The following is a 25204-nucleotide window of genomic DNA, read 5'->3' as shown; positions in this document are numbered from 1 at the left end:
ACACGGTATGGTCCGGTAGGTGCGTTGTTGTGCGTCGCAATATGCGATGCCGCGCGTGCGGCCGTTTCTTCATTCCGGGTTCTTCATGCATTCGATCGATGTCGTCCTCGCCATGTTGCTGGCGGTCGCGGCCAGCGGTTACCTCATCCGCATCCTGCCGTTTTCGTTGCCGCTGCCGTTGGTCCAGATCGCGCTGGGCGCGGTGGTCTCCGGCGTCTTCGATGCCGGGCACGAGCTGGAACCGGAGCTGTTCTTCCTGTTGTTCCTGCCGCCACTGCTGTTTCTGGATGGCTGGCGCATTCCCAAACAAGGCCTGTTCCGCGACAAGGCGGCCATTCTGGAACTGGCGTTGGGGCTGGTCATCTTCACCGTGATTGGTGCCGGCTTCTTCATCCATTGGCTGATACCGGCGATGCCGCTGGCCGTGGCGTTTGCGCTGGCAGCGATCATTTCGCCGACCGACCCGGTGGCGGTGTCTTCGATCGCCTCCAAGGTGCCGATCCCCAAGCGCCTGATGCACATTCTGGAAGGCGAGTCGCTGCTCAACGACGCCTCGGGCCTGGTGTGTTTCCAGTTCGCGGTGGCAGCGGTGCTGACCGGCACCTTCTCGGTGGCGGCCGCTTCGCTGACCTTTCTGTGGGTGGCGCTGGCCGGCCTGGCCCTGGGCGTGGCGACGACCTTTGGGTTGAGCCGCATCCAGGCCTGGATCTGGCGGCATTTCGGCGAGGAGCCCGGTTCGGCGATCCTGGTCAACCTACTTACCCCATTTGCGGCGTATCTGCTGGCCGAAGCCTTCCATGCCTCCGGCATCCTGGCCGCAGTGGCCGCCGGCATCACCATGAGCTACGTGGAAATGGCCGGCAACGCCCCGGGCAATATGCGCCTGCAGCGTTCGGCGGTGTGGGACACGGTGCAGTTCACCTTCAACGGCATCATCTTCGTGCTGCTGGGCGAGCAGTTGCCGGGCATCCTGGACGGTGCGGTGCGCAGCGTGCAGGAGGCCGGGCACCTCAATCCCTGGTGGCTGGCGGTGTACGTGGCCACCATCAGTCTCAGCCTGATGGCGTTGCGTTTTGTGTGGGTGTTCCTGTCGTTGCGCTGGAATATCTTCAAGGCGCAGCGACGCGGCGAGGCGCATGTCAGCCCGCCGTGGCGCATCGTGGTGGCGGTGTCGCTGGCCGGCGTGCGCGGTGCGATCACCCTGGCCGGCGTGCTCACGCTGCCGTTGATGCTGGAGGACGGCTCGCCCTTCCCGGCCCGTCAGTTGGCGATCTTCCTGGCGGCCTCGGTCATTCTGGTGTCGTTGCTGGTGGCCAGCGTCGCATTGCCGCGGCTGTTGCGCGGGCTGGAGTTGCCCGAAGAAGAAGACGAGCAGCTCAAGGAAGACCTAGCCGTCAAGGCCGCTTCGCAGGCGGCGCTGGATGCAGTGGAAAAGCTGCGCCAGCGGCTGGTGGAAGACAGCAAGCATGCCGAGCGCTACAACGCGGCGGCCAACCAGGTGAGCCAGCGCTATCAGCGCAAGCTCGGCGCGGTGGACATGGCCGAGACCGATCCGGAAGAGGCGGTTGCCTACGAAAAGGCGCTGCGCCAGTTTCGCCATGCGGCCTTGGTGGCCGAGCGCAATGAGCTGTTCAAGCTTGCGCGACGACGCGAAATTTCCGACGACCTGTCGCGGCGGCTGGTGCGCAATCTGGATCTGATCGAGTCGCGCAAGCGCGCGTGAATCGGGAATCGGGAGTGGGGAATCGCAAGAGCCAAGGCGGTTGCCATGTTTGGGTAGGAGCGCACCTGGGCGCGATGGGGCGTTGGCGGGAAAGCCCCGTCGCGCTCAGGCGCGCTCCTACATAGAGATACGCCAACACCGAGATGCAGCGTGCGTGCGCAGCCCAGTTCGCTCACGCTCCTGCGCATGTGTCGGGAGACACCATCCCACTCGCACTGCTGCCATTTTCATGGCGCACGGCCTACCCTGTGGCGCTTATCCTCCCGTGCCAGACCCATGACTTCGATCGTCTCCATCCAGGGCTTGAGCAAGACCTACGCCGGCGGTTTCCAGGCGCTCAAACAGGTGGATCTTGAGATCCGGCGCGGCGAGATTTTCGCGCTGCTCGGCCCCAACGGCGCCGGCAAAACCACCTTGATCAGCATCATCTGCGGCTTGATCAACCCCAGCACCGGCACTGTGCTGGCCGACGGGCACGACATCGTGCGCGACTACCGCGCCGCGCGTGCCAGCATCGGCCTGGTGCCGCAGGAACTGGCCACCGATGCGTTCGAAACGGTGTGGGCCACGGTGCGTTTCAGCCGCGGCCTGTTCGGCAAGCCGGCCAATCCGCAGTACCTGGAAACCATCCTGCGCGAGCTGTCGCTGTGGGAGAAACGCAACAACAAGATTTCCACGCTCTCCGGCGGCATGAAGCGGCGTGTGCTGATCGCCAAGGCGCTCGCCCACGAGCCGCGCATCCTGTTCCTGGACGAGCCCACGGCCGGTGTGGACGTGGAGCTGCGTCACGACATGTGGCAGATGGTGCGGCGGCTGCGCGAGCAGGGCACCACCATCATCCTGACCACCCACTACATCGAAGAGGCCGAAGACATGGCCGACCGCGTCGGTGTCATCAATCGCGGCGAGCTGGTGCTGGTGGAAGACAAGCACACGCTGATGCGCAAGCTGGGCAAGAAACAGCTCACGTTGAGCCTGCAGGCGCCGTTGCAGGCGCTGCCCGCCGCGCTGGCCGACCTGCCGCTGGAGTTGGCCGCCGACGGCAACGCCTTGATCTACACCTTCGATACCCAGGCCGAGCAGACCGGCATCGGTGCGCTGCTGCGCCGGCTCAACGAGCAGGGCATCGACTTCAAGGACCTGCATTCCAGCGAGAGTTCGCTGGAAGAGATCTTCGTCAACCTGGTGCATGGCGCACGTCAGCAGGAGGTGCGCGCATGAACCTGCATGCGATTGCGGCGATCTACCGCTTCGAAATGGCGCGCGCCTTCCGCACGCTGACCCAGTCGATCGCCTCGCCGGTGTTGTCGACCTCGCTGTACTTCGTGGTGTTCGGCGCGGCGATCGGTTCGCGCATGGGCGATATCGACGGCATCAGCTACGGCGCCTTCATCATTCCCGGCCTGGTGATGTTGTCGCTGCTCAACGAGAGCATCTCCAATGCTTCGTTCGGCATCTACATGCCGCGCTGGGCCGGCACCATCTACGAGGTGCTGTCCGCGCCGGTGGCGTGGTGGGAAATCGTGATCGGCTACGTGGGCGCGGCGGCGACCAAATCGGTGATGCTGGGCTTGTTGATCCTGCTGACCGCACGGCTGTTCGTGCCATACGAGATCGCGCACCCGGTGTGGATGCTGGGCTTTCTGGTGCTCACCGCGCTGACCTTCAGCCTGTTCGGTTTCATCATCGGCATCTGGGCCGATGGCTTCGAAAAACTGCAGGTGATTCCGCTGATGGTGGTGACGCCGCTGACCTTCCTGGGCGGCAGTTTCTATTCGATCAACATGCTGCCGCCGTTGTGGCAGAAGGTCACCCTGTTCAACCCGGTGGTGTATCTGATCAGCGGCTTTCGCTGGAGTTTCTACGGCAAGGCCGATGTGCATATCGCGGTGAGCACCGGCATGACGTTCCTGTTCCTGCTGGTGTGCCTGGGCGTGGTGGCGGCGATCTTCCGCAGCGGCTATCGGCTCAAGGCGTGAGTGGTGAAGGCAGTGGTGTTTGTCGCTGCAGTTTGGTGGATGCGGCCGGAGGTCCGGGTCGAACGGTGAGCGAGGCGAGGGCGCGGTGCCCTCGCCGCTCGCGGGACACGCCGCAAGTACGTCCATGTAGGCTCGGTGGCGGCATCCATGCCGCCACACGGTCCCGCAAGCGACAAGGGCACCGCGCTAGAAAGTTGGTCGATTGCTTTGCTTGAACCCTGCGGACCGACACTCTCGACAGGTGCTTGCCCGCCTACCGTCGCCGGACCTTACGCGGCATGGATGCCGCGTAAGAGCTTGTAGGGACGTACTTGCAGCGTGTCCGGCGATGGTGGGCAGGCAAGGAGCCTGCAGCAAACTCGCGCTCAGCAGCTCTGCAATGGAACAGCGTGAAGTCGTTTGGTCAGCCGCTCTTACTCGGCAGCAGGCTTGGCGTCGTGCCTGGTGTCCAGGAAGTAGGCCACCACGTCGCCCTTGATCTTCATCGTCATCGGGTTGCCGCGACGGTCGCGTGCCTTGCCGACCTGCACCTTGATCCAGCCTTCGCTGACCGAGTACTCCTCCACGTTGTCGCGTTCGATACCGTTGAAGCGCACGCCGACGCCGCGGTTGAGGGCATCGGCGTTGTGGAACGGGCTGCGTGCGTCGATGGCCAGGTGATCGGGAGGGGTATCGCTCATGGGAAAGGCGTCATGGCGGCCGGGATAGCCGTCTTCGGCCGCACAGGATACGGGCCTGCGCCGGGAAGACCAGCCCCGGCGACGCAACGACGTGCGCCCATCGGTTTGCTTGCGCGCCGTCAGGCCTCACACTTTATGCCCCTGCACTCCAGCAAACGAGACCGCAATGCCTGACAACAGTGCCGACTACGAAGACGACGAAGGCCTGCAGCCCGAGGGCGACGAAGACGATGTGGATGACCATCCCGCGCGGGTGTGGAACCTGCTGGTGCTGATCAACCCCGGCGACGAGGACACCGCGCTGGCCCAGTTCGACGCCTGGCGCGAAACGCAGGCCGAGACCGATGGCGACGACGGCGACGATGCCTGGTTGTGGGCGCTGAAGGACGTGATCGATTGGCGCTCGGGTTTCTATGTGGACTGGAAGGACGCCGATGCGTTCATCGCCGCCATCGACGAACTCAGTGCGCGCTGGAACCTGCGCATCGATTGGGGCGGTGACCTGGACGACGAAGACTTCGCCGGCAACCTGGAGGTCCCCGACTTGATGGCGGTGGCATTCGATCGCCTGCGCGAGCACGGCTACTCGCTGTGGAACTGGAACACCGGTGGCGACGCCTATGCCGGCTGGATTGCGCTCAGCCGCGACGACGACGCCATGCTGGCGCTGACCTCGTTGCTGGGGGTGGAAGTGCGGCTGGGGAATGAGGCGTTCTGAGGGTTGGGATTGGGGAGTTGGCATTCGGGATTCGCAGGGGCGGTCCCGTGCTTGCTGTTGCGTGAGTCGATCTTTGCGCGCGCTGAATTGCGACAAACGTAAAGCCGCACTCATCAGGCTGTGCGGACGCCGAGCGAGTGCGGCTGTTGCTCGGAATCGGTGGACCACCGCGGCGTTCGCATCCGCCTGACGGCTGTTCACAACGTTTTGTTCGCCACGCTGATGCGCGCACTGGCTGGTCGGAAAGTTTGGGCAAGCGGCAGCAAGACAGATGCGCTGCTTGGTTGGGAGCACGCTTGCCGGCATGACGCGTGATGGAAATGGCCTTGCTCGTGCGTTCAAATCAGGCCTCCCGATGTGCTTATGCGCACGTGATCGACGCAATCGCCCGGCACTTGCGAATCCCGAATCTCCACTCCCCAATCCCGGTTCTCAAGGCGCCTGGCCGCGCGCCTGCGCCCGCGCATTGGCGATCAAGCCCTTGAGCAGCGCGCGGTCGGTGTGGCGGGAGATCGGAATGGCACCCAGGGCAATTGCCTCAAGGCGCAGCGGCGCGGGCACGTCGTAGTGCGCACCGCTGAGTTTGTTCTGGAAGGCGCGGCGGGGAATGCCCAGCCGCGCCGCCATGGCATGCAGCTCGTCCAGCGTATCGCCGAGCAGGTGCGCCCAGCGCTGGTCGCGCCACAGGTGCACCGCATCGTCGACGTAGACGGCCATCGGCCGGGTCAGGCCTTCTTGGACTTCTTCGGCTTCTTGCCGGCGCTGTCGCCGTCGGGCGCGTCCGCTGCAGCGTCGGAAGCCTCGTCGCTGGCATCTGCAGCACTGTCGGTGGCGCCGGCAGTGTCGTCTTCAGCCGCGTCGTCAGCACCGGCCTCGGTGCCTGTGTCCTGTGCTGCGTCTTCCGCCTCGCCGTCTTCATCCGCATCGGCGTTCTGGAACTCGGACACCAGCTTGGTCAGGTATTCCTCGGCGGTCTGGCCTTCGTCGGCGGCCAGGTCGTCGATCATCTGCTGCAGCTGGGTCGAATATTCCAGCGAAATGGTCTTGCCTTCGGCTTCCTGCAGGTTGGCCAGGTGCTTGAGCATGGCCAGCATCGGGACCGGGTTGTCGGCGCTGCCCATGGTCTGGCCGCCGATCGACAGCATCCACTCGCTGCCACCCTGCAGGCCGATCGCGGCGACCACGCGGCCATCGGCGTCCTGCAGCACGGCATGGTTGGTGACCTGGGGCGCCTGGCCCAGACGGACGAAGGGGCGCTTGGGCTGCTGCTTCTTGCGCTTGTCGCGCTTGGCCTTGGAATTACGGGACACGGTGTTCTCGACGCTGGGAATGGCCGGCCATTCTAGAGCGTGCGCCGCACGATGCGATGCGTAGCGGAGTTGGCCCGTGGATGCGAACCGGCCGCCGGGGGGGCACCGTCTCCGCAGGCACCGACCTGAGAGCCGCCACCAGGACGCCCCAAGCCCGAACCGCCGCAGGCCATGTTCCGGGGGGGGGGGCGACTTCCTGGCGGGTCCAGCAATTGCGGCCGGTGCCTCACACGCCTGCCTGCCCCGAACTACCGCTTCTCCACCGCCGCTTCGGCCGCTTTGGCGAGCGCCGTGGCAGAGGCCACCTGCGCGCTGGACGACATGCGCGGTCCTGCCGGACGCGCAGCAGCAGTTCCTGCCGATGCCAGGGCCGGAGCCGGGGTCGCAGCCGCGGCGGCGGCGACTGGCGGGGCCGCGGCCGGTTTTGCGCTTTCGGCAGGCGTCCCCACGGTGGCTGTGCCGGTGGCCGCGGCGCCGCTCAGATCCGGCACCTGGGTGTCGGCATCGTGCAGCGACTTGCCCAGTGCCACGCCCTGGTCTGCGCCGGCCAGCGCTGCGTTTTCGGCGTCCTGGGTCATCACCACGATACTGATGCGGCGGTTGATCGGGTTCTGCGGATCGGTCTTGTCGAACAGCACCGACGAGGACAGCCCCACCACACGCGTCACCTTGGCATCGGACATGCCCCCGGCCACCAGGGCGCGGCGCGCGGCATTGGCGCGGTCGGCGCTGAGTTCCCAGTTGGTGTAGCCGGCATCGCTGCTGTAGGCGGTGGTGTCGGTATGGCCGGTGATGCTGATGTGGTTGGGCACCTGGTTGATGAAGCTGGACAGCTCGCGCAGGATCGCCACCGTATACGGCTTGAGCTGGTCGCGGCCGATGTCGAACATCGGGCGGTTCTGCTTGTCCACGATCTGGATGCGCAGGCCATCGGGCGTGAGGTCCAGCAGCAGCTGGTCCTTGAACGGCTCCAGCGCCTGGCTCTTGTCGATGGCCTCCTTCAGGTCCTGCATCAGCGCTTCCAGGCGCCTCTTGTCCTTGGCGCGGCTGTCCACGTCGGTATCGGCCGCGTTGTCGCGCTTGCGGCCCATTTCGTCCTTCTGTCCCTTGGCCATGTCGGCGGTACCGCCGAGCTTGATCATCGAGGTGCTGGCGCCACCGGGTCCGTTCATGCCGGGCGAAGGCGCCGGCGATTTGCCGGACAGCGGGCTGGGGTTGCGGAAGTATTCGGAGATCGCCGCGCGCTGTTCCTTGGTGGTGGCCGCCATCAGCCACAGCACCAGGAAGAAGGCCATCATCGCGGTCACGAAGTCGGCAAACGCCACCTTCCAGGCGCCGCCATGATGGCCGCCACCCTGTACCTTCTTGACCCGTCGGATGATGACGGTGGATTTGGCCTCGGCCATGACCGCGGCCCTACTTGATCGTCTTCAGGTGCGTTTCGAAATCGCCGAAGCTCGGACGCACGTTGGAGGGCAGGGTCTTGCGCGCGAATTCCAGCGCGATCTTCGGGTTGTAGCCACGCAGGCAGGCCAGGAGCGCGGTCTTGACCGCTTCATAGATGCGCCCGTCCTGCTCGGCACGCGCTTCCATCGCCGCCGACAACGGCGAGACGAAGCCGTAGGCCAGCAGGATGCCGAGGAAGGTGCCCACCAGCGCGGCGCCGACGTGGTGGCCGATCTCCTCGATCGGCCCGCCGATCGAGCCCATGGTGATCACGATGCCGAGCACCGCCGCCACGATGCCGAAGCCGGGCAGGCCGTCGGAGACCTTGCTCAGCGCATGCGACGGCGCCAGGGCTTCGTGATGGTGTTTTTCCAGTTCCAGTTCGAGCAGCGGTTCCAGCTCGTGCGGCTCGATGTTGCTGCCGATCATCAGGCGCAGGCAGTCGGTGATGAAGTCCAGCAGGTGATGGTCGGCCACCACCTTGGGGTAGTTGCCGAAGATGGTGCTGTCCTGCGGCTTTTCGACGTGGTCTTCCAGCGCCATGAAGCCGTCGCGGCGCGCCTTGTTCAGCAGTTCGTAGATCAGGCTCAGGGTGTCCTTGTAGTCCTCGGACTTGTACTGCGGGCCCTTGAACACGCCCATGATGCCGCTGAGGGTTTCCTTGACGATCTTGCCCGGCGTGCTGACCAGGAACGCGCCCAGCGCTGCGCCACCGATGATCATCAGCTCGTACGGCTGCCACAGCGCGCCCAGCTTTCCGTGCGACAGCACGTAGCCGCCGAGGACGCTGACGATGACGACGATGAAGCCAACGATGATGAGCATGGCGCAGCCGGAAGCAAACTGGGGTTGCTAGTGGTTTCGGCTTGCGCGGCCGATTCTTGAAGCGCGTGGCGTGAAGACGTGCGCTGTAGCTGAATGTCTAACCGATTGTGGTGGCGGTCTCATGCACGCATCTGATCGCCTCGCCGCCTGCCAGCGACAGTGTCGCTTCGCCGGCGTGTTCCCAGAATTGGTTGCCCTGTGCATCGGCAAAGCGCGCCCCGGATGCTGCCTGGGCACTGAGCAGGATCAGCCTGCGGTCGTCGAGGGTCAGCTGCAGGGCATCGGTGGCCGCATCGAAACGTGTCGCGACCGTGCGCGGGCCGCAGCGCCAGGCCACCGTCTGCGCGGGAAGCGCGGGGTCGGCCGCCGCCGCCGCTGGAGCGGGCATCTTGGCCGGACGCGGCAGCGGGCCGGTCACGCTGGCGTCGGTGCCGGTGGCAAGCGGGCGGGCATCGGCTTGGACACCGGCTGGCTGGGCGTGTGCGGGCTTGCCCGCCTGCGCTGTCGGGGGCGGGCTACCTGCGCTGCAGCCGGCGAGTGCGGCCGCCAGCAGGCCGGTGAGCATCAGGGATGAGGACGTGTGCATCTGCGTACTCCTGCCTGGTTTGGATTGCCGCCGTGTTTGCGGCGGTTGGGACCTGGGCGCCGGCCCGGCGCCCCAAGGGCGTGCATCTTGCGCGCCGGGGCCGGAAGGCCTGCCTATGACTGAACACGCGACCGCTTTACCGCTGGGACCTAGCCTGCATGTGGCCGGCCGTATGGAAATCAAGCCGTATCTGCGTCTCGCGCGCCGGCAACCGATCTGCACATCGACATTGCCGGCTCGAGCCGCGTGCAGGCGGTGCCTGTCATGGCGCGCAAAAGCGCAGGCAGGCGTTGTTTACTTCCTCCCGGGCATTGCAACGGCGGTGGCCCACAGACGCGGCGCCATCAGGCCGGTTGCGCCTCGGCACCTTGGCGCTGCAGCGGGTTCGGCAGGGCCTGGCCGTTTTCGGTGAAGCCCAGCGAGACCGAGTTCAGGCAGTGGCGCTCGCCGGTGGGCGGCGGGCCGTCCGGGAACACATGGCCCAGGTGGCTGTCGCAGCGCGCGCAGACGATTTCGGTGCGGATCATGCCGTAGCTGGTGTCGCGGATCTCGCGCACATGGGCCGGGTCGTAGGGCGCAAAGAAGCTCGGCCAGCCGGTGCCGGACTCGAATTTGGCGCTGGAACGGAACAGCGGCAGCCCGCACAGCCGGCAGGTGTAGACACCGTCCAGCTTGTTGTCCAGAAACACCCCGCAGAATGGCGCCTCGGTGCCATGGTGCAGCAGCACGCGCTGTTCCTCGTCGCTGAGCCCGGCGATCAGGGCATCGCGTTGGGCGGGGGAGGGAGGGGTCAGATCGAACTGGCTCATGGGGCTCTCGCATGCGCTCGCCAGCGGGGTGCCGGCGCCTGCTTCCGTGATGTGGGCAGTGTCGGGGTGGTTCAACCGGTGAGACGCAGCCAGCGGCCCGCCACTGCGGCGGAGGGGCAGCCCTTCTTCGCACCGCAACCACCTTGCGAAAGCGTTCATCCCCTGGCCGGTCGCATGCATTGCCGCAGCGTCCTTGCGCCCCAATCACTGCATGACCCTCGAACACACAAGGTGCCTGTCATGGCGATCCACGCATCAAGCCGCCGCGTTCTGCTATGCGTTCTACTGGCGCTGACCGGCGCGGTGGCGGCGCAGTCGGCCACCACCACGCGCTCATCCACGACCTTGCAACCCATCACCACGCCGACGCCCGTCCCGCCCACGGTAACGCCGCCGCGCGCGCTGCAGCCGGCGCCTTCGGCCGCACCGGTGCCTTCGCAACTGGGGCAACGCCCGGTCGCGCCGAGCATCCCCACGCATGGGCCGGCACAAATGCCGGTCGCGCCTGCCGGCAGCCAGGTGGCGCCGACCAAGCCGATGGTCTACGACCGCAACGGCCGCCTGCTGCAGGGCATGCAGCCGGCCGGCGCCAACCGGGTGCTGGATACCAAGACCGGCCGCTACTACGACGCGGTGCCGGCGGGCGATGGCATGCGCGTGGTGCGCTGACAGCAGCAGCGCGATCTGATGGCGCCAACCGCCAACCGCCAACCGCCAACCGCCAACCGCCAATCCCGAATCCCCGCCTCAATCGGCGATCGGCAACGCCAGCGTCTCCTTGACCTCTTCCATCACGATGTAGCTCTTGGATTCGCGCACATGCGGCATGGTCAGCAAGGTGCTGCCGAGCAATTTGCGGTAGGACGCCATCTCGCTGATGCGCGCCTTGAGCAGGTAGTCGAAGTCTCCGGAGACCAGGTGGCACTCCAGCACGTTGGGCAGCTTCAGCGCGGCGCGGCGGAATTCTTCGAAGATGTCGCCGGACTTGTAGGCCAGGCTGATCTCCACGAACACCAGCAGGCTGGCCTTGAGATAGTGCGGGTCCAGCCGCGCGTAATAGCCGGTGATGGCGCCGTCGCGCTCCAGCCGGCGCACGCGCTCGGTGCATGGCGTGGTCGACAGGCCGACCCGTTCGCCCAGTTCGGTGAACGAAATCCGCCCCTCCTGCTGCAGGATGCGCAGGATCTTGCGGTCGATCTTGTCCAGCTCGCGGGCGCGGGTGCTCATGGGGTTTGTCTGCGCAGGGTTTGGCAGGAAGTTTCACTGCAAAGCCGTGCCGATTCCAGAAATGGCACTGCCTGGCTCGCAATATACTGCGTCTAACTGTCCCCCTCGGCGTGTGGTTGTGGGGGAATGCCCTTTTCAGGAGAACGACATGCGTGTGCTCATTCTCGGTAGCGGCGTCATCGGCGTGACCAGTGCGTGGTACCTGGCGCAGGCCGGTTGCGAAGTGACCGTGGTCGACCGCCAGCCGGCAGCGGCGCTGGAGACCAGCTACGCCAACGCCGGCCAGCTGTCGTTCGGCTACACCTCGCCGTGGGCGGCGCCCGGCGTGCCCGGCAAGGCGGTGAAGTGGCTGTTCGAGCAGCACGCACCGCTGTCGATCCGCCCCACCCGCGACCTGCGCCAGCTGGCCTGGCTGAGCCAGATGCTGCGCAACTGCACCGCCGAACGCTATGCGGTGAACAAGGCGCGCATGGTGCGCATGTCCGACTACAGCCGCGATTGCCTCAACGCCCTGCGCGCCGAGACCGGCATCGAATTCGAAGGCCGCCAGCTTGGCACCACGCAGTTGTTCCGCACCCAGCAGCAGCTGGATGCGGCCGCGCAGGACATCGAGGTGCTGGCCCAGTACGGCGTACCGTACGAGCTGCTGAGCCCGGCGCAGATCGCGCAGTTCGAACCCGGCCTGGCCGGCGGCGGCGCGCAGATGGCCGGCGCGCTGCGCCTGCCCGAAGACCAGACCGGCGACTGCCGGCTGTTTACCCAGCGCCTGGCCGAACTGGCCGCGCAGGCGGGGGTCACGTTCCGCTACGGGCAACAGATCGAGCGGCTGGAGCACGGCGGCGGCCAGGTCAGCGGCGTGCAGATCGATGGCCGCATGGAAACGGCCGACCGCTACGTGCTGGCGCTGGGCAGCTATTCGGCCGATTTGCTGCTCTCGCTCGGCCTGCACCTGCCGGTGTACCCGCTCAAGGGCTATTCGCTCACCATCCCGATCGTCGATGCGCAGCGCGCGCCGACCTCCACCGTGCTGGACGAGAGCTACAAGATCGCGCTCACCCGTTTCGACGACCGCATCCGCGTCGGCGGCATGGCCGAGGTGGCCGGCTTCGATCTGTCGCTGAATCCGCGTCGTCGCGCCACCCTGGAAATGGTCGTTAACGACCTGTTCCCCGGCGGCGGCGATCTGGCCCAGGCCGAGTTCTGGACCGGCTTGCGCCCGGCCACCCCGGATGGCACCCCGGTGGTGGGCGCCACGCCCTATGCCAACCTGTTCCTCAACACCGGGCATGGCACGCTGGGCTGGACCATGGCCTGCGGCTCCGGACGCTACCTGGCCGACCTCATGCAGGGCCGCACGCCCGAGATCGATACCGAAGGCCTGGACGTGTTCCGCTACCTGTCGCCGCGCAGCGCGCGCGCGCAGCGGGAGGCCGCGTAGTGCGTCCTGCGCAAGCGTCGATCGATCTGGAGGCATTGCGCCACAACTACCGCCTGGCCAGGCGCCTGGGCGGCAGCAAGGCGCTGGCGGTGGTCAAGGCCGACGCGTACGGGCACGGTGCAGTGCGCTGCGCGCAGGCGCTGGAGCCGGAAGCCGATGGCTTTGCAGTGGCCTGCATCGAAGAGGCGCTGGAACTGCGCCAGGCCGGCATCCGTGCGCCGATCCTGTTGCTGGAGGGATTTTTCGAACACGACGAGTTGCGCCTGATCGCCGAGCACGATCTGTGGACGGTGGCGGCCACGCCGCAGCAGGTGCGCGCGCTGGCCGAGTTCCAGAGCCCGCGGCCGTTGCGGGTGTGGTTGAAGATGGACAGCGGTATGCATCGGCTGGGCCTGTCGCCGGAGGATTTCCGCGCCGCCTGGTTGCGCCTGCGCGGGCTACCGCAGATCGCCTCGCTGGTGCTGATGACCCACCTGGCACGTGCCGACGAGCTGGACTGCAGCCGCACCGACGAGCAGGCGGTGGCCTTTGCGCTCACCGCTGGCGGCATGCGCGCAGAAACCAGCCTGCGCAATTCGCCCGGCCTGCTTGGCTGGCCGGCGCTGCGCAACGACTGGTCGCGCCCCGGGTTGATGTTGTACGGCGCCAACCCGTTCCCGCAGCATACCGAGAACACCGCGCAGCTGCGTCCGGTGATGACGCTGCGCTCGCGCATCATTTCGGTGCGCGAGTTGCCGGCCGGCGAGCCGGTGGGCTACGGCGCCCGCTTCGTTGCCGAACGACCCACGCGTGTCGGCGTGGTGGCGATGGGCTATGCCGACGGCTATCCGCAGTTCGCGCCCAACGGCACCCCGGTGCTGGCGGACGGGCAGATCTGCCCGTTGATCGGTCGCGTCTCGATGGACATGCTCACCGTGGACCTCACCGACCACCCGCAGGCCGACATCGGCACGCCGGTGCAGCTGTGGGGCGACGCACCGCAGGTCAGCGCGCTGGCAGCGCAATGCAACGTCAGCGCCTACCAGCTGCTGTGCGGGCTCAAGCGGGTGCCGCGGAGCTATGTGGGTGAGGCGGCAGTAGGCAAACTTTCAGCGTAGGTGCATCCCTAGAGGGGCTTTCAGCGGCAACTCACAACCTGGCGGTACTGCGATCGCCACGGAACTGCTTGCGCACCCAATCGTCGATCATCGCCTTTTCGAAGCGCAGCGGATCGCTGTCGGTCAGGCGCGGTCCGCTCATCAGAAAAGCCGAATCCACCAGCTTGCGTTCGCCCTGGTCGATCACGCGGCCATCGGCGCCGGTAAGCGTGTAGGTGAAGCTCAGGCGCGGCGGGTAGATGTCCTTGACCACGCGCACGTCCTGCATGCGCGGCCCGTGCCAGGGCTCGTACTGGCCGGCGCGGCGGATGTCGGTAATGGTCACGCTCAGATGCTGGCCATCGGGCAACTGGCGCGCTGCGCTCTTCTGAAAGTGGGTGGCCAGCTGGGTCACCCAATCGCCGCGTTGCGCCTCCCAACGGTTGCCGCTGAAGCGCATCTCGGAGAACTGCGCAGGGTCGGTCCAGCGCACGTCCACCTTGCCGTCGCTGCCAAGCGCGCGCGGCGCATCGGGGTCGGTGACGTTGCGCACCCCGGCCTGCACACCGGTCGCGGCAAGCATGCCCGCCAGCAGCAGGCTGGCGCCGGAAAGATTGGAAAGTTTCATCGAAAGCCTCCAAGCGGAAGGTACGGTGTGTACCGGCTGTTTTCGCAGTGTGGGGGCGCCTCGGAACGCCCGCAACGCGCTGCACGCCTGGGTTCGTCACCACGTTGCCGCGCGGTTAATCAGCTTGCGGAACACCATGACGGCGGGTTCACTGCGCCTGCGCCCGCGCTTCACGGCACAGCCCGGAAGATCGCCAGCATGGACACCCACACTTTCCGCACAAAATCAGCGTCTTCGGCGCCGGCTCACATGCCGTCGGATGTGCGTTTGCAATTCATCGACTGGGCCAAGCAGCACGGGCACAACCCCGCCTCCGGCGCGGCCGCCTTCGTGGCACTGCAGAGCGAGGTCGACCTGGACCTGGCCACACGCGCGCTGCAGCTGGAGCCCGGTGCCGATTCGCGCGCGGCGCTTCGCGAGCATCTGGCTGCACTGGCGCGCCAGGTGGATGTGGCCGTGCAGTTCCCGCCGGTCTACACCTATACCGCGGCCAATGGCCTGGATTACCGCTACTCGCTGATGCTGGTCATTGCCGAAGATTGCGTGGAGTGGACCGGCCGGGTCTGGCACGACCTGGACTATCAGGGAATGCTCACCGGCCGTGGGCAGGGTCCGCGTGCTAACTACACCCAGCTGGCGCGCATGGCGCTGGAACATGAGCTTGATCAGGAGCGTCCCCGTTATGTCCAGGCATGAACTCGAACTGCAGTTGCCGGTGGGCGCGCAGATTGCCGGTGGGGAAGACGGCTTCAGCCAGCGCTGCCGCGAGGAATGCGCGCAGATGGGGGTGGCGCGGGTCCGCCTGTTGCTGCTGGATTCCGATTACGCACGGTCCACTGCCTGGCGCGAGGAAGCGCAACGCTGGATGGACGAACAGCTGCGTCGCGAGGGCGAATGGGTGTTCCGCGGCGTGATCGCCGGCATCGTGGTGCTGGCAACCTGCATCGGATTCGCCGCCACCACCTTGTGGTGAACACGGGGCTGGGCGAGGAAAGCGTGAACTTGCCCAGCCCCACGTGCACCCGCTGACGACATCAGGCATGGTTTCATCTGCCCGTCATCCGCTCCGGCAGCATCCGTGGTTTCCGATTTGAGCACTCCTTCTTCCAGCCCCACGCTGGCTGCCGCACTGCCGGCCGCCATCGCCGAGCCGTTTCTGGACCCGGCGATGTATCACGAGATTTTCCACAACATCGATGCCGGGTTTTGCGTCATCGACATGGTGTTCGACGGCGAGCAGGCGGTGGACTATGTGATCCGCACCACCAATGGTGCCTTCGAGCGCTACACCGGCCTGTCGCCCAACGCACTGAACGTCTCCATCCGCAACCTGCTCCCCGAGCACGAGCAGGAATGGTTCGACCGCTACGGCCACGTCGCGCGCACCGGCAACCGCATCCACTTCGAAATGCAGGCCAAGGCGCTCAAGCGCTGGTATTCGGTGGATGCGTTCCGGGTCGGGCAGCCAGAGCAGGCACGGGTGGCGATCCTGTTCATGGACATCACCGAGCGCAAACGCGTCGAGCGCGAGCTGGCCGAGAGCGAGGCGCGCTTCAGTGCGCTGGCCGACGGCTTGCCGATGCCGGTCTGGGTGCTGGACGCGCAGGGCGTGGTGCGCTTCGTCAACAGTGCGTATGGCGAATTTTTTGGCCTGGATATTTCCAGCGGTACGGTGTCGGCGTGGAGCGAACTGCTGCATCCGGACGACTTGCCGACGTTCCAGTTCGAGTTGGCCGCATCGCTGCAGGAACAGCGCGGCCTGCGCGCGCTGGTGCGTGCGCGCCGCCATGATGGGCAGTGGCGCTGGATCGAAATGACCGCAACCCCGCGCTATTCGGCCGACGGCCGCTTCATCGGGCTGGCCGGCAGCAGCCCGGACGTGACCGAGCAGCGCGAGATCGAACTGGCGCGCGAACAATTGCTGGAATCCGAGCGCAGCGCGCGCAACGAGGCCGAAAGCATGGCGCGGTTGAAGGACGAGTTCCTGGCCACGCTGTCGCACGAACTGCGTACCCCGCTGACCACCATCCTGGGCTGGAGCGAGTTGCTGCTGCAGCGGGTCGAAGAAGGCCAGCCGTACTACAAGGGGCTGTCGGTGATCGCCAGCAGCGCACGCGCGCAGAAGCGGCTGATTTCCGACATGCTCGATCTCAGCAGCATGTTGCTGGGCAAGGTGCAGCTGGAAGTCGAATCGCTGGATCTGGTCGAGCAGGTGCGCGAAGCCTTGAACACCCAGGAACTGGCTGCCGAAGGCAAGGACCAGGTCCTGGAGCTGCACGTGCCGCCCACGCCCTGCCTGGTGCTTGGCGATGCCACGCGCCTGCAGCAGGTGTTGTGGAACCTGCTGTCCAACGCAATCAAGTTCACCCCGGCCCATGGTCGTATCGACGTCAAAATCGAGCGCGACGATGGGCATCTGGTGGTCTCGGTCTGCGATTCCGGCGATGGCATTGCAGCCGAATTCCTGCCGCACCTGTTCGGTCGTTTCCGCCAGGCCGACGGCACCACCACGCGCCAGCATGGCGGGCTGGGTCTGGGCCTGGCGATCGTGCAGCAGCTGGTGGAAATGCACGGCGGACAGGTCGGCGCCACCAGTGGCGGCCGTGGCAAGGGCGCGACCTTCACCGTGCGGCTGCCGGAACATATTCCCGACCAGGCCAAGCGCCCACGCCGCGAGCTGCGGCGGCGTCTGATGTCCGAACAGATCGTCGAAGCGCGCGCGCTCAATGGCTTGCGCCTGCTGGCGGTCGAAGATCAACCGGACATGCTCGATTATCTGCGGCGTCTGCTCGAAGAGCAGGGCGCCGAAGTGGTGGTCGCCGGCAGCGCCACCGATGCGCTGGCATTGATCGATCATCGTGGCCACGCGCGCTTCGATCTGATGCTGACCGATATCGGCATGCCGGGCATGGACGGTTACGGCTTGATCCGTACCGTGCGCGAAAACCTCGGGCTGGATGCCACCGCGTTGCCGGCCGTGGCAGTCACCGCGCTGGCCCGCGAAGACGACCGCAAGCGCGCGCTGGAGTCCGGGTTTCAGGAACATCTGGCCAAGCCCTACAGCGTGGCGCAACTGGTCACGGCCGTGCGTGCCGCGCGCCAGGCGGTGGAGTAACCGGCGCGCAGCGCACAGCCGCGCAGCGGGTCACCGCAAGGTGGTGAGGCGACGCGTTGGATGCGCAGTAGCGTGTGTGTGGCTTGCGTACCTGGCGTCTTTCCATGAGGCGCCGATCTGCCCCAGAACAACCGATCGTCATGCGACGCACAGGTGGTTTCGTGGATGAGCCTTTCACCACCGTTGCAGCGTGGCCGCGCTGGAAGACGGATGCGTGCGCATGCTTGGCGCCAATGCCGCGCCAATGCCGAGCACCGGCACACGACACGTTTTCTGCCTCTTTCACGCATGCTGGCCTAGCGTGGTGCGCTCAGCTCACGGAGATCGCGCAATGCCCAAGCATGCCCCGCACGTGTATTCCGAACAGGTCCAGATCGCCACGCTCGAACATTGGGTGTCCCTGCTCGATGGTCAGGAGCGTGTGCGCATCGAGCTCGACGACGGCAGCATGATCAGCGGCACGGTTGCCGTGCGTCCAAGCCTGCAGACCTATCTGGACGACCACGACAACGAGGGATTGAACGGTCAGCTGCGGCTGGACCAGCTGGATGCATCGCAAGAGCCGCAATGGATCTGGATGGACCGGATCGTGGCGGTGCACCCGTTGTTGCTGGGCGCCGATCCGCAAGTCATGCCGTGACGGTGGCGTGTTGACGGTGTGTTTACTTCTCGCCGTCGCGTTGGCGGCATGATCGCTGGCTGACGCAACCGTCCAGGATTTGCCCGCAATGAATGCATCCCGATTGAAGTTCGCTCGCTGGCCGCTGTCGTTGATGGCGCTGGCCGTGCTCGCCGCGTGCGGCGACACGGCAACATTGGCGATCGAACAGGGAACCGGGCCGGACCCGCAATTGCCCGAGCCGGTGAAGCGTCTGATTCCCACCGTCAAGGTGGCGCCGGTCAAACGCTGGGCAGCCAATGCCAAGCCCATCGCGGCCGACGATCTGCAGGTTGCTGCGTTTGCGCGCGATCTGGATCACCCGCGCTGGGTCTACGTGCTGCCCAATGGCGATGTGTTGGTGGCCGAAACGGCCGAGCCGCCCAAGCCCGAGGATGCCGAAGCGGGCGGTGGGCTGCGCAAGAAAGTGCAGGGCGCGATGATGAAAAAGGCCGGCGCGGCGGTGGCGAGCGCCAATCGCATCACCTTGCTGCGCGATGCCGACGGCGACGGCGTGGCAGAAGTGCGCACGCAGTTCGTCAGCGGGCTGTTTTCGCCGTTCGGCATGGCGCTGATCGGCGACCGCTTCTATGTCGCCAACGCCGATGCGCTGGTGAGTTTTCCGTACAAGCCCGGCGACACGCATCTCACCGCCAAGCCGACTTTCGTGGCCAATCTGCCCGGCGGCATCAACCATCACTGGACCAAGTCGCTGCTGGCCAGCCCGGACGGCAGCAAGCTCTATGTCGGCGTCGGTTCCAACAGCAACGTGGCCGAAAACGGCATGGAAGCCGAGCTCAATCGTGCGGCGATCCTGGAAATCGACCCGGCCACCGGCAGCAGCCGCGTCTTCGCCGGCGGCTTGCGCAACCCGGTGGGCACCGCATGGGAGCCGCAGAGCAAATCGCTGTGGGTGGTGGTCAACGAGCGCGACGAGATCGGCAGCGACCTGGTGCCGGACTACCTCACCTCGGTGCGCGACGGCGGTTTCTACGGCTGGCCGTACAGCTACTACGGCCAGCATGTGGACGAGCGGGTCAAACCGCAGAATGCCGAACTGGTGGCCAAGGCGATCAAGCCCGATTACGCGCTCGGCCCGCATACCGCATCGCTCGGCCTGAGCTTCGCCAGCGGTACCTTGTTGCCCGAGCGTTTCCGCCAGGGCGCCTTCATCGGCCAGCACGGCTCGTGGAATCGCGACCCGCCCAGCGGCTACAAGGTGTTGTTTGTCCCGTTCGCCGATGGCAAGCCCAACGGCCCGCCGATCACGGTGCTGGATGGATTCCTGGATGCCGAAGGCAATGCGCAGGGCCGCCCGGTGGGTGTGGCATCTGACAGTCGCGGCGCACTGCTGGTGGCCGACGATGTGGGCAATGTGATCTGGCGGGTGACGCCGAAGGCGCGTTGAGCCGGGCACGTCGATCACTTGCGCACACCAGCGGGCACTACCAGTTGGTTGCGGGAGACGCACGGCCCCCAAAGGATCACCCTCCGTCTCTCACTAGGAGGGCGGCCCGAAGGTGGACGAAGGCGATGTGCGCAGCCTGGGTCTACACCGTGTAGAAAACGGTTTGTCGCAGCGCTGCTGACATGCGCCGCAGGCAGCAATTGGAAACACGCGGCTGGAAACACGCGGCAATTCGAGAGTGCACCCTCGGTTTTTTGCCGGAAAATGCGAAGGTCCGCGAGCTGACCGATGTGAGCGGTCGGACGAACTGCGTCCGATCGGCAAAATCAGGGCAAGAACCCGGTCCAGCCTCGCGCAGCGTGTCGGCTGTGAACTGTGCGCTGCAGTCGAGGGCGCCTGACGCATGCTTCATCGCATGCGGCAGGGAAGGGTTCCAGGCGCCCGCATCAACTACCTCGTTCCCTTAACGTGGCGCCTCCGGCGAGGCACTGAAGCGGCGGGCATAGCCACGCTCTTCGGTAATGCGGGTGATGTCCTCGTCTGCCATTTCCGGGGCGCCGTACACCGCGTAGGCCACCGTGCCGTCGCCGCGTTCGCCGATCTGGTGCAGACGGTAGCGGGGTCTGCCGGCGCCTGTGTTTTCGGGGTAGTGCATCGGTGGCGGGGTGTCGTCCAGATCCATTTCGCTGTTGTCGACAACTCCTCCTACGAACAAGGCTCGCATCGTGTCTCTCCGTGTGGGCTTGGACCCCAGCCTAGGCGGGCGAATGTTGCGCGCGCATCAATGGTCCGTATACACAATGGAAGGCGCGCGGCGGGCAGCTGGCACACGTCCCTTACAATGACGGCCTGTTCCTGACCCGATGATCCGATGGCTGGCCCGCACGACGCCCCGCTTCAAGCCCTGTTCCTGCCTTTTGCCCAAGGCGCGCTGCCATGGTCGGAAGGACCGGTGTTGTTCCTGCGCGCGCGCGACGGTTTTCCGCTGCGCGAGCAGGCAAGCCCCCAAACGCTGACCTGCGAGCAGAGCTTCCGTCCGTTCGCCGAAGCGCTGGAGCGCAATGGGTGGACCGTGCGCGAAGAAAGCGAGATCGAGGCCGACAGTACGCGCTATGCCCTGGTGCTGGTGCTGCCTCCGCGGCAGCGCGAGGAGGCGCGCGCGCTGTTCGCACGTGCGGTGGCGCTGACTGCGCCCGGTGGCCGTGTGGTGGCCTGCCAGTCCAACAACGAAGGCGCACGCTCGGGGGAAGCCGATCTGCGCCAGCTCACCGGGCTGGCCGGCAGCCTGACCAAGTACCACTGCCGCACCTATTGGAGCGCGCCGCTGCCGGCCGACACCGATGCCGCGCTGCAGGCGCGCTGGGCCGCGCTGGATGCGCCACGCAAGATTCTGGACGGCCGCTTTGTCAGCCGTCCCGGCGTCTTCGCCTGGGATCGCATCGACCCGGCGTCCGCGCTGCTGGTCGAGCATCTGCCGACCACGCTGGCCGGCCATGGCGCCGATCTGGGCGCGGGCTTTGGTTATCTGTCGGCCGAAGTGCTGGCGCGTTGTCCCAAGGTCACCGCGCTGGATCTGTACGAAGCCGAGGCGCGCGCATTGACGCTGGCGCGGCGCAACCTGCAGGACATCGCGCATCCGGCGCAGCTGCACTACCACTGGCGCGATGTCACCGCCGGGCTGGTGGCGCAATACGATTTCATCGTCAGCAACCCGCCGTTCCATACGCCGTCGCGTGCCGACCGCCCGGACATCGGACAGCGCTTCATTGCGGTGGCCGCACAGGCACTGCGCCCGGGCGGGCAATTGATGCTGGTCGCCAACCGGCACCTGCCTTACGAACAGGTGCTCAACGACAGTTTCGGACAGGTCCGCGTGGCTGCCGAACGCGATGGGTTCAAGCTGATCGCGGCGATCCGCGGCCGCGGAGCGCGCCCATGAAGCTGGTCAAACACATCGCCAATCTCGGCTACGGCAGCCGCAAGCAGGTCACCCAGCTGTTCCGGCAGGGCGCGATCACCGATGCGCAAGGCGAGGTGCTGTATGCCGACGACCAGGTGGAGCACGACGCCATCCGCATCGATGGCGAACCGCTCGATCCGCCAGCGGGCTTGAGCCTGTTGCTGCATAAACCCAGCGGCTACACCTGCTCGACCAAGGACACCGGCCGGCTGATCTACGAATTGCTGCCGCCACGTTTCCGCCTGCGCGCGCCGGTGTTGGCGCCAGTGGGTCGGTTGGACCGCGAGACCAGCGGCATGCTGTTGATGACCGACGACGGCGCGCTGCTGCACCGGATCATTTCGCCCAAATCGGCCCTGGACAAGGTGTATGACATCACCCTGGCCGAGGACCTGCGTGGCGAGGAGGCCGCGCTGTTCGCCAGCGGCAGCTTGCTGTTGGACGGCGAAACCAAGCCGCTGCTGCCGGCCGAGCTGGAGGTGCTTGGCCCACGCCAGGCGCGGCTGACCTTGCACGAAGGCCGCTATCACCAGGTGCGGCGCATGTTCGCTGCCGCCGGTAACCACGTGGTCGCGCTGCACCGCAGCCGCATCGGCGGCCTGTCGCTGGATGGATTGTCGTCGGGGCAATGGCGTGCGCTGGAAGCGAACGATCTTGAGGTGTTGTTCGGCCGCGGCGCTCCGGCATGACCCACAGTGCAGCGCTGCCGTTTCGCCCGCAGGCGGTGATCTTCGACATGGATGGCTTGATGCTCGATAGCGAGCGCGCCATCACGGCCTGTCTGGCGCAGGCCGCCGACGACCAGGGTCTGCAGATCGAACCGGCCTTCTGGTTGCGCATGGTGGGCACCGGCGATGCGGCCTGCCGCCGGCTGCTCGGCGAACGGATCGGCGAGGCCGCGGCCGACACCATGCTGGCGCATGCGCAACGGCTGTATGCCGCTGCGGTCGAGCGCGGCGTCCCGCATCGGCCCGGCATCGTTGCGCTGTTGGACTATCTGGCAGCCCAGCGCATGCCGCGCGCGGTGGCCACCTCCACCCAGCGCCCGCTGGCGCTGCGCAAGCTGGAAGCGGCCGATCTGTTGTGGCGCTTCGATGCCGTGTGCACGGCCAGCGATGTGGTCCATCCGAAACCTGCGCCGGATATCTACCTGCTGGCTGCGCGCACCTTGGCGGTAGACCCTGCGCACTGCCTGGTGCTGGAAGACTCGCCCACCGGCGTGCGTGCAGCATTGGCGGCCGGCATGACACCGATCCAGATTCCGGACCTGCTCGAGCCCGACGCCACCGTGCGCGCGCTCGGCCACCGCATCCTGCCCTCGCTGGGTGATGCGCAACGCTTGCTGGAAGCACGCTTGTCGGGGTAACGGGTTCGGGTGGATACGTCGCGGGGCCAGTTCATGCGCCAACCCGGCTGTGATCACGCAGGTACTGCCGACCGCCTCGCTGCGCTGCTCTTAGAGCGTGTTATGCACGTTGAGATGAGATGCGTTGGCTGCCGGCGGTGCGGAGCGGGTGCTGCGTGGCGCCGGCTTGGCTTGCGCCAAGGCAAGCCGCGCGGCGCCCGCTCCGTGCCGCTGGCGGCCAACCCTCCGGGAAGCGCACTGTGGCGCGCCGAGACCGCGTTGCGCGCCTTGCCCACGCGGCCAGCCTGGGCAAGGCGCACGCATTGTCTCGACGCGCCACAGGACGCTTCGCACTCACCTCAACGTACATCACACGCTCTACGCGTAGTGCATCTTGCGCGACATGCCACCGTCGACGATGAAATCCTGCCCGGTGACGAAACCGGACAGCTGCGGCGCAAGCAGATACACCGCCAGCTGCGCAATGTCTTCGGGTGTGCCCACGCGCCCGGCCGGGTGCTGTGCATGGTCGCGACGCGACAATTTCGGTGCCCGCCGGCGCTGCGGCGCGCGCCACGCATCGGTGCTGATCCACCCCGGGCTGATGCTGTTGACGCGTACATGCGGTCCTTCGCTCAGCGCCAGCGCGTGGGTAAAGGCCACCAGGCCGCCCTTGGCTGCGGCGTACGCTTCGCTGTGCGGCTCCGATTGCCAGGCGCGGGTGGAGGCGATGTTGACGATCGCCCCACCGGCTGGCGCCTGCCTGAGCGCGGGCAGCGCCTGCCTGCTGCACAGGAAAGCGCCGTGCAGGCTGGACAGCCGGCTGTTCCAGGTGTCCCAGTCCAGTTGCGGCAGTGCCGCGATGTGCGGATCGGGCACGCCGGCATTGTTGACCAGACCATCGATGCGCCCGAAGCGCTTGAGCGCCGTGGCGACCAGGCGCCTGGCCTGCGCCTGGCGCGCGGCATCGCAGCGGACGAAAGCGCTACGGCGCGGCAGTGCCCACTCCTGCAGGCAGGCCTTGCCGGCATCGGCATCCAGATCGCCAATCACCACGCTGCCGCCCGCGCCCAGCACCGCCTGGGCAATGCCGCGGCCGATACCTTGCGCCCCACCGGTGATCACCACCACGCGGTCCTGCAGCGGCGACGGGTTCCATGCGGAAATTGCGGGGATCAAGGCCATGGCATGCGGCACGGGTGAGGGTGGCGGCACTGTAGCGCGCGGGCTGTCGTCGTCGCAGCAACGTGGAGCGCGGATGAGGATTCGGCGCACGTGCCATGCGTGCGCTCGATGTCATCCACATTGAACCTGACGGATGCAGGCTGATCCGGGCAGCTGCCCGGATCGCGTGCGTTCCGCAATGTCCCGGTGCCGCCGGTGCTGCTGCGCTTGCACTCAATCACACGATTGCCCGGTACCACGCGTGTGCAGCGTGCCCGGCGGCATGCGGCGCTCGACCAGTTCGACGCCAAGCACGTGATCCGCATGCGGCTGAAGAACTTCCGCCCTGTTTTATGCCGACGACCTGCGGGCGCAGGTGGCGAAAATCGCACTCGCTGCAGTCCCGGACGGCAGGTGCAGCACTCAGTGCTCTGCACCGTTGAGCACGCGCTCCCAGCCATCGCTGCCCAGGCGTTCGAGCGTCTGGATATTGCGTTCCACAATCACATCCGGATCCGGGAACGCCGCCACCGCACGCTCCACGCTGTCTTCGCGCAACAGGTGCAAGGTCGGGAAGGGCGAGCGGTTGGTGAAATTGGCCACATCGTCCAGCGCCGCGCCTGCGAACTGGTAATCCGGATGGAAGCTGGCCACCTGCAACACGCCTTGCAGGTCCAGCGCTTCCACCGCCGCATCGGCGTTGTCGAGAAAGTCGTTGTAGTCCAGGAAGTCGGTGAGCACGTCCGGATGCACGATCAGCGTGGTGTCGATCTGTTCGGCCGGCGTATCGCGCAGCAGCACCAGTTCCTCGGCCAGTTGTTCCAGCAAGGCTTCGGGCGTGCTGGCATCGCTGAGCACCAGCCGCACCTGTTCCTTGACGTACACCGCCTTGGCGAACGGGCACAGGTTCAATCCGATCACCGCACGTTCGATCCATTTGCGGGTGTCGGCGATCGGATCGGAGGTTGCAGGCGTGGTGGTCATCGTGGCGGCAGCGGGCTGGCGCGCCAGTGTATGCGATCGCCATGCAGCGGACCGCGCGCGTGGTTGGAGGCAGCAGCGGGCGCTAGCGGGGCACCATCGCGACGCTGCCAGCGAGGCGGCAGGTT

27 protein-coding genes are annotated in these 25204 nt (G+C 66.4%); 15 read left to right on the top strand and 12 right to left on the bottom strand.

The annotated features are described in order from the left end of the window. Positions 1-46 precede the first annotated feature (46 nt). The 3 genes from ACCQ16_RS17705 (at position 47) to ACCQ16_RS17695 (ending at position 3702) form a co-directional block, all read left to right on the top strand. Complete coding sequence (locus ACCQ16_RS17705) at positions 47-1723, top strand: Na+/H+ antiporter (RefSeq protein ID WP_008573327.1); 1677 nt, start codon at positions 47-49, stop codon at positions 1721-1723. A gap of 276 nt (positions 1724-1999) precedes the next feature. Further along, positions 2000-2944: an ABC transporter ATP-binding protein gene (locus ACCQ16_RS17700; protein ID WP_277569291.1), complete on the top strand. Its 945-nt coding sequence runs from the start codon at positions 2000-2002 to the stop codon at positions 2942-2944. After that, the gene (locus ACCQ16_RS17695; protein ID WP_011348694.1) at positions 2941-3702 is read left to right on the top strand and encodes an ABC transporter permease; all 762 of its coding nucleotides are present in this window, start codon (positions 2941-2943) and stop codon (positions 3700-3702) included. Before ACCQ16_RS17700 ends, ACCQ16_RS17695 begins: the two co-directional genes overlap by 4 nt. A gap of 413 nt (positions 3703-4115) precedes the next feature. Here the strand turns inward: ACCQ16_RS17695 and ACCQ16_RS17690 are convergent, their stop codons facing one another. Next, positions 4116-4382: a DUF3297 family protein gene (locus ACCQ16_RS17690; RefSeq protein WP_029820361.1), complete on the bottom strand. Its 267-nt coding sequence runs from the start codon at positions 4380-4382 to the stop codon at positions 4116-4118. Positions 4383-4548: 166 nt separating this feature from the next. Between ACCQ16_RS17690 and ACCQ16_RS17685 the strand changes: the two genes are divergently transcribed. After that, the gene (locus tag ACCQ16_RS17685; protein ID WP_005911265.1) at positions 4549-5100 is read left to right on the top strand and encodes a DUF6630 family protein; all 552 of its coding nucleotides are present in this window, start codon (positions 4549-4551) and stop codon (positions 5098-5100) included. Positions 5101-5532: 432 nt separating this feature from the next. Here the strand turns inward: ACCQ16_RS17685 and ACCQ16_RS17680 are convergent, their stop codons facing one another. The 6 genes from ACCQ16_RS17680 to msrB form a co-directional block, all read right to left on the bottom strand. Beyond that, positions 5533-5817 carry a DUF4031 domain-containing protein gene (locus ACCQ16_RS17680; RefSeq protein WP_008573332.1) on the bottom strand — a complete coding sequence of 95 codons (285 nt, stop codon included), beginning with the start codon at positions 5815-5817 and terminating at the stop codon, positions 5533-5535. An 8-nt stretch (positions 5818-5825) separates the two neighbouring features. Continuing rightward, positions 5826-6410 carry a hypothetical protein gene (locus ACCQ16_RS17675; protein ID WP_277573210.1) on the bottom strand — a complete coding sequence of 195 codons (585 nt, stop codon included), beginning with the start codon at positions 6408-6410 and terminating at the stop codon, positions 5826-5828. 248 nt (positions 6411-6658) lie between these two features. Beyond that, positions 6659-7816: a flagellar motor protein MotB gene (gene motB, locus ACCQ16_RS17670; RefSeq protein WP_005911263.1), complete on the bottom strand. Its 1158-nt coding sequence runs from the start codon at positions 7814-7816 to the stop codon at positions 6659-6661. Between the two features lie 10 nt (positions 7817-7826). Beyond that, positions 7827-8681 carry a flagellar motor stator protein MotA gene (gene motA, locus ACCQ16_RS17665; protein ID WP_008573335.1) on the bottom strand — a complete coding sequence of 285 codons (855 nt, stop codon included), beginning with the start codon at positions 8679-8681 and terminating at the stop codon, positions 7827-7829. A 97-nt stretch (positions 8682-8778) separates the two neighbouring features. Continuing rightward, on the bottom strand, positions 8779-9267 hold the full coding sequence (locus ACCQ16_RS17660) for an MliC family protein (protein ID WP_046931881.1): 489 nt from the start codon (positions 9265-9267) through the stop codon (positions 8779-8781). A gap of 344 nt (positions 9268-9611) precedes the next feature. After that, positions 9612-10076 carry a peptide-methionine (R)-S-oxide reductase MsrB gene (msrB, locus tag ACCQ16_RS17655; RefSeq protein WP_011348688.1) on the bottom strand — a complete coding sequence of 155 codons (465 nt, stop codon included), beginning with the start codon at positions 10074-10076 and terminating at the stop codon, positions 9612-9614. 240 nt (positions 10077-10316) lie between these two features. Between msrB and ACCQ16_RS17650 the strand changes: the two genes are divergently transcribed. Further along, the gene (locus ACCQ16_RS17650) at positions 10317-10745 is read left to right on the top strand and encodes a hypothetical protein (protein WP_057680898.1); all 429 of its coding nucleotides are present in this window, start codon (positions 10317-10319) and stop codon (positions 10743-10745) included. A 78-nt stretch (positions 10746-10823) separates the two neighbouring features. On the opposite strand, the gene ACCQ16_RS17645 is transcribed toward ACCQ16_RS17650, so the two are convergent. Next, complete coding sequence (locus ACCQ16_RS17645) at positions 10824-11303, bottom strand: Lrp/AsnC ligand binding domain-containing protein (RefSeq protein ID WP_007963043.1); 480 nt, start codon at positions 11301-11303, stop codon at positions 10824-10826. 148 nt (positions 11304-11451) lie between these two features. Here ACCQ16_RS17645 and ACCQ16_RS17640 point away from each other — a divergent pair, with 148 nt between their 5' ends. Further along, the gene (locus ACCQ16_RS17640; RefSeq protein ID WP_029820356.1) at positions 11452-12741 is read left to right on the top strand and encodes a D-amino acid dehydrogenase; all 1290 of its coding nucleotides are present in this window, start codon (positions 11452-11454) and stop codon (positions 12739-12741) included. Next, on the top strand, positions 12741-13838 hold the full coding sequence (gene alr / locus ACCQ16_RS17635; protein WP_372380051.1) for an alanine racemase: 1098 nt from the start codon (positions 12741-12743) through the stop codon (positions 13836-13838). The genes ACCQ16_RS17640 and alr overlap by 1 nt, the downstream gene beginning before the upstream one ends. 31 nt (positions 13839-13869) lie before the next feature. On the opposite strand, the gene ACCQ16_RS17630 is transcribed toward alr, so the two are convergent. Then, entirely contained in the window at positions 13870-14445 is a 576-nt protein-coding gene (locus tag ACCQ16_RS17630) for a DUF3016 domain-containing protein (RefSeq protein WP_372380050.1), read from the bottom strand. Positions 14446-14694: 249 nt separating this feature from the next. Here ACCQ16_RS17630 and ACCQ16_RS17625 point away from each other — a divergent pair, with 249 nt between their 5' ends. The 5 genes from ACCQ16_RS17625 to ACCQ16_RS17605 all read left to right on the top strand — a co-directional run bounded on the left by ACCQ16_RS17625 (position 14695) and on the right by ACCQ16_RS17605 (position 19626). Beyond that, positions 14695-15141, top strand: a complete 447-nt coding sequence (locus ACCQ16_RS17625; protein ID WP_008578031.1) for a hypothetical protein — start codon at positions 14695-14697, stop codon at positions 15139-15141. Next, positions 15128-15418 carry a hypothetical protein gene (locus ACCQ16_RS17620; protein WP_008578030.1) on the top strand — a complete coding sequence of 97 codons (291 nt, stop codon included), beginning with the start codon at positions 15128-15130 and terminating at the stop codon, positions 15416-15418. The genes ACCQ16_RS17625 and ACCQ16_RS17620 overlap by 14 nt, the downstream gene beginning before the upstream one ends. Positions 15419-15523: 105 nt before the next feature. Then, positions 15524-17560: a PAS domain-containing hybrid sensor histidine kinase/response regulator gene (locus tag ACCQ16_RS17615; protein WP_005911255.1), complete on the top strand. Its 2037-nt coding sequence runs from the start codon at positions 15524-15526 to the stop codon at positions 17558-17560. Positions 17561-17891: 331 nt separating this feature from the next. Then, positions 17892-18200, top strand: a complete 309-nt coding sequence (locus ACCQ16_RS17610) for a DUF3247 family protein (RefSeq protein ID WP_011348683.1) — start codon at positions 17892-17894, stop codon at positions 18198-18200. An 88-nt stretch (positions 18201-18288) separates the two neighbouring features. Next, the gene (locus ACCQ16_RS17605) at positions 18289-19626 is read left to right on the top strand and encodes a PQQ-dependent sugar dehydrogenase (protein WP_014091137.1); all 1338 of its coding nucleotides are present in this window, start codon (positions 18289-18291) and stop codon (positions 19624-19626) included. 463 nt (positions 19627-20089) lie between these two features. Here ACCQ16_RS17605 and ACCQ16_RS17600 read toward each other — a convergent pair whose 3' ends face one another. Continuing rightward, positions 20090-20350, bottom strand: coding sequence for a hypothetical protein (locus tag ACCQ16_RS17600; protein ID WP_074053337.1), 261 nt, complete (start codon positions 20348-20350; stop codon positions 20090-20092). A 147-nt stretch (positions 20351-20497) separates the two neighbouring features. Between ACCQ16_RS17600 and ACCQ16_RS17595 the strand changes: the two genes are divergently transcribed. Genes ACCQ16_RS17595 through ACCQ16_RS17585 form a run of 3 tightly spaced genes read left to right on the top strand, consistent with a single transcriptional unit; the run spans position 20498 to position 22952 of the window. Further along, the gene (locus ACCQ16_RS17595; RefSeq protein WP_065628584.1) at positions 20498-21565 is read left to right on the top strand and encodes a class I SAM-dependent methyltransferase; all 1068 of its coding nucleotides are present in this window, start codon (positions 20498-20500) and stop codon (positions 21563-21565) included. Next, positions 21562-22275 (top strand): pseudouridine synthase, encoded by a 714-nt coding sequence (locus ACCQ16_RS17590; protein WP_065628585.1) that lies wholly within the window; start codon positions 21562-21564, stop codon positions 22273-22275. The genes ACCQ16_RS17595 and ACCQ16_RS17590 overlap by 4 nt, the downstream gene beginning before the upstream one ends. Continuing rightward, the gene (locus ACCQ16_RS17585; RefSeq protein ID WP_218502256.1) at positions 22272-22952 is read left to right on the top strand and encodes an HAD family hydrolase; all 681 of its coding nucleotides are present in this window, start codon (positions 22272-22274) and stop codon (positions 22950-22952) included. Before ACCQ16_RS17590 ends, ACCQ16_RS17585 begins: the two co-directional genes overlap by 4 nt. Before the next feature lie 357 nt (positions 22953-23309). Here the strand turns inward: ACCQ16_RS17585 and ACCQ16_RS17580 are convergent, their stop codons facing one another. After that, positions 23310-24116: an SDR family oxidoreductase gene (locus ACCQ16_RS17580; RefSeq protein WP_372380048.1), complete on the bottom strand. Its 807-nt coding sequence runs from the start codon at positions 24114-24116 to the stop codon at positions 23310-23312. Between the two features lie 402 nt (positions 24117-24518). Next, a complete protein-coding gene (locus tag ACCQ16_RS17575; RefSeq protein WP_007962251.1) occupies positions 24519-25079 on the bottom strand; it encodes a DUF1415 domain-containing protein in 561 nt (186 codons plus the stop codon). Positions 25080-25204: the final 125 nt, after the last annotated feature.

This window comes from Xanthomonas sp. NCPPB 1062 (genome assembly GCF_041481705.2).
GTDB classification, from domain to species: Bacteria; Pseudomonadota; Gammaproteobacteria; order Xanthomonadales; family Xanthomonadaceae; genus Xanthomonas; species Xanthomonas euvesicatoria.
The sequence above is the reverse complement of the archived record's forward strand: the minus strand, read 5'-3'. Positions and strand labels throughout refer to the sequence as shown.

Excerpts from the sequence above, each read along its gene's own strand:
- ACCQ16_RS17705 (WP_008573327.1), top strand. The coding sequence starts at position 47 with ATGCCGCGCGTGCGGCCGTTTCTTCATTCCGGGTTCTTCATGCATTCG.
- ACCQ16_RS17700 (WP_277569291.1), top strand. The coding sequence starts at position 2,000 with ATGACTTCGATCGTCTCCATCCAGGGCTTGAGCAAGACCTACGCCGGC.
- ACCQ16_RS17695 (WP_011348694.1), top strand. The coding sequence starts at position 2,941 with ATGAACCTGCATGCGATTGCGGCGATCTACCGCTTCGAAATGGCGCGC.
- ACCQ16_RS17690 (WP_029820361.1), bottom strand. The coding sequence starts at position 4,382 with ATGAGCGATACCCCTCCCGATCACCTGGCCATCGACGCACGCAGCCCG.
- ACCQ16_RS17685 (WP_005911265.1), top strand. The coding sequence starts at position 4,549 with ATGCCTGACAACAGTGCCGACTACGAAGACGACGAAGGCCTGCAGCCC.
- ACCQ16_RS17680 (WP_008573332.1), bottom strand. The coding sequence starts at position 5,817 with ATGGCCGTCTACGTCGACGATGCGGTGCACCTGTGGCGCGACCAGCGC.
- motB (WP_005911263.1), bottom strand. The coding sequence starts at position 7,816 with ATGGCCGAGGCCAAATCCACCGTCATCATCCGACGGGTCAAGAAGGTA.
- motA (WP_008573335.1), bottom strand. The coding sequence starts at position 8,681 with ATGCTCATCATCGTTGGCTTCATCGTCGTCATCGTCAGCGTCCTCGGC.
- ACCQ16_RS17660 (WP_046931881.1), bottom strand. The coding sequence starts at position 9,267 with ATGCACACGTCCTCATCCCTGATGCTCACCGGCCTGCTGGCGGCCGCA.
- msrB (WP_011348688.1), bottom strand. The coding sequence starts at position 10,076 with ATGAGCCAGTTCGATCTGACCCCTCCCTCCCCCGCCCAACGCGATGCC.
- ACCQ16_RS17650 (WP_057680898.1), top strand. The coding sequence starts at position 10,317 with ATGGCGATCCACGCATCAAGCCGCCGCGTTCTGCTATGCGTTCTACTG.
- ACCQ16_RS17645 (WP_007963043.1), bottom strand. The coding sequence starts at position 11,303 with ATGAGCACCCGCGCCCGCGAGCTGGACAAGATCGACCGCAAGATCCTG.
- ACCQ16_RS17640 (WP_029820356.1), top strand. The coding sequence starts at position 11,452 with ATGCGTGTGCTCATTCTCGGTAGCGGCGTCATCGGCGTGACCAGTGCG.
- ACCQ16_RS17630 (WP_372380050.1), bottom strand. The coding sequence starts at position 14,445 with ATGAAACTTTCCAATCTTTCCGGCGCCAGCCTGCTGCTGGCGGGCATG.
- ACCQ16_RS17625 (WP_008578031.1), top strand. The coding sequence starts at position 14,695 with ATGCCGTCGGATGTGCGTTTGCAATTCATCGACTGGGCCAAGCAGCAC.
- ACCQ16_RS17620 (WP_008578030.1), top strand. The coding sequence starts at position 15,128 with ATGTCCAGGCATGAACTCGAACTGCAGTTGCCGGTGGGCGCGCAGATT.
- ACCQ16_RS17610 (WP_011348683.1), top strand. The coding sequence starts at position 17,892 with ATGCCCAAGCATGCCCCGCACGTGTATTCCGAACAGGTCCAGATCGCC.
- ACCQ16_RS17605 (WP_014091137.1), top strand. The coding sequence starts at position 18,289 with ATGAATGCATCCCGATTGAAGTTCGCTCGCTGGCCGCTGTCGTTGATG.
- ACCQ16_RS17600 (WP_074053337.1), bottom strand. The coding sequence starts at position 20,350 with ATGCGAGCCTTGTTCGTAGGAGGAGTTGTCGACAACAGCGAAATGGAT.
- ACCQ16_RS17595 (WP_065628584.1), top strand. The coding sequence starts at position 20,498 with ATGGCTGGCCCGCACGACGCCCCGCTTCAAGCCCTGTTCCTGCCTTTT.
- ACCQ16_RS17590 (WP_065628585.1), top strand. The coding sequence starts at position 21,562 with ATGAAGCTGGTCAAACACATCGCCAATCTCGGCTACGGCAGCCGCAAG.
- ACCQ16_RS17585 (WP_218502256.1), top strand. The coding sequence starts at position 22,272 with ATGACCCACAGTGCAGCGCTGCCGTTTCGCCCGCAGGCGGTGATCTTC.
- ACCQ16_RS17580 (WP_372380048.1), bottom strand. The coding sequence starts at position 24,116 with ATGGCCTTGATCCCCGCAATTTCCGCATGGAACCCGTCGCCGCTGCAG.
- ACCQ16_RS17575 (WP_007962251.1), bottom strand. The coding sequence starts at position 25,079 with ATGACCACCACGCCTGCAACCTCCGATCCGATCGCCGACACCCGCAAA.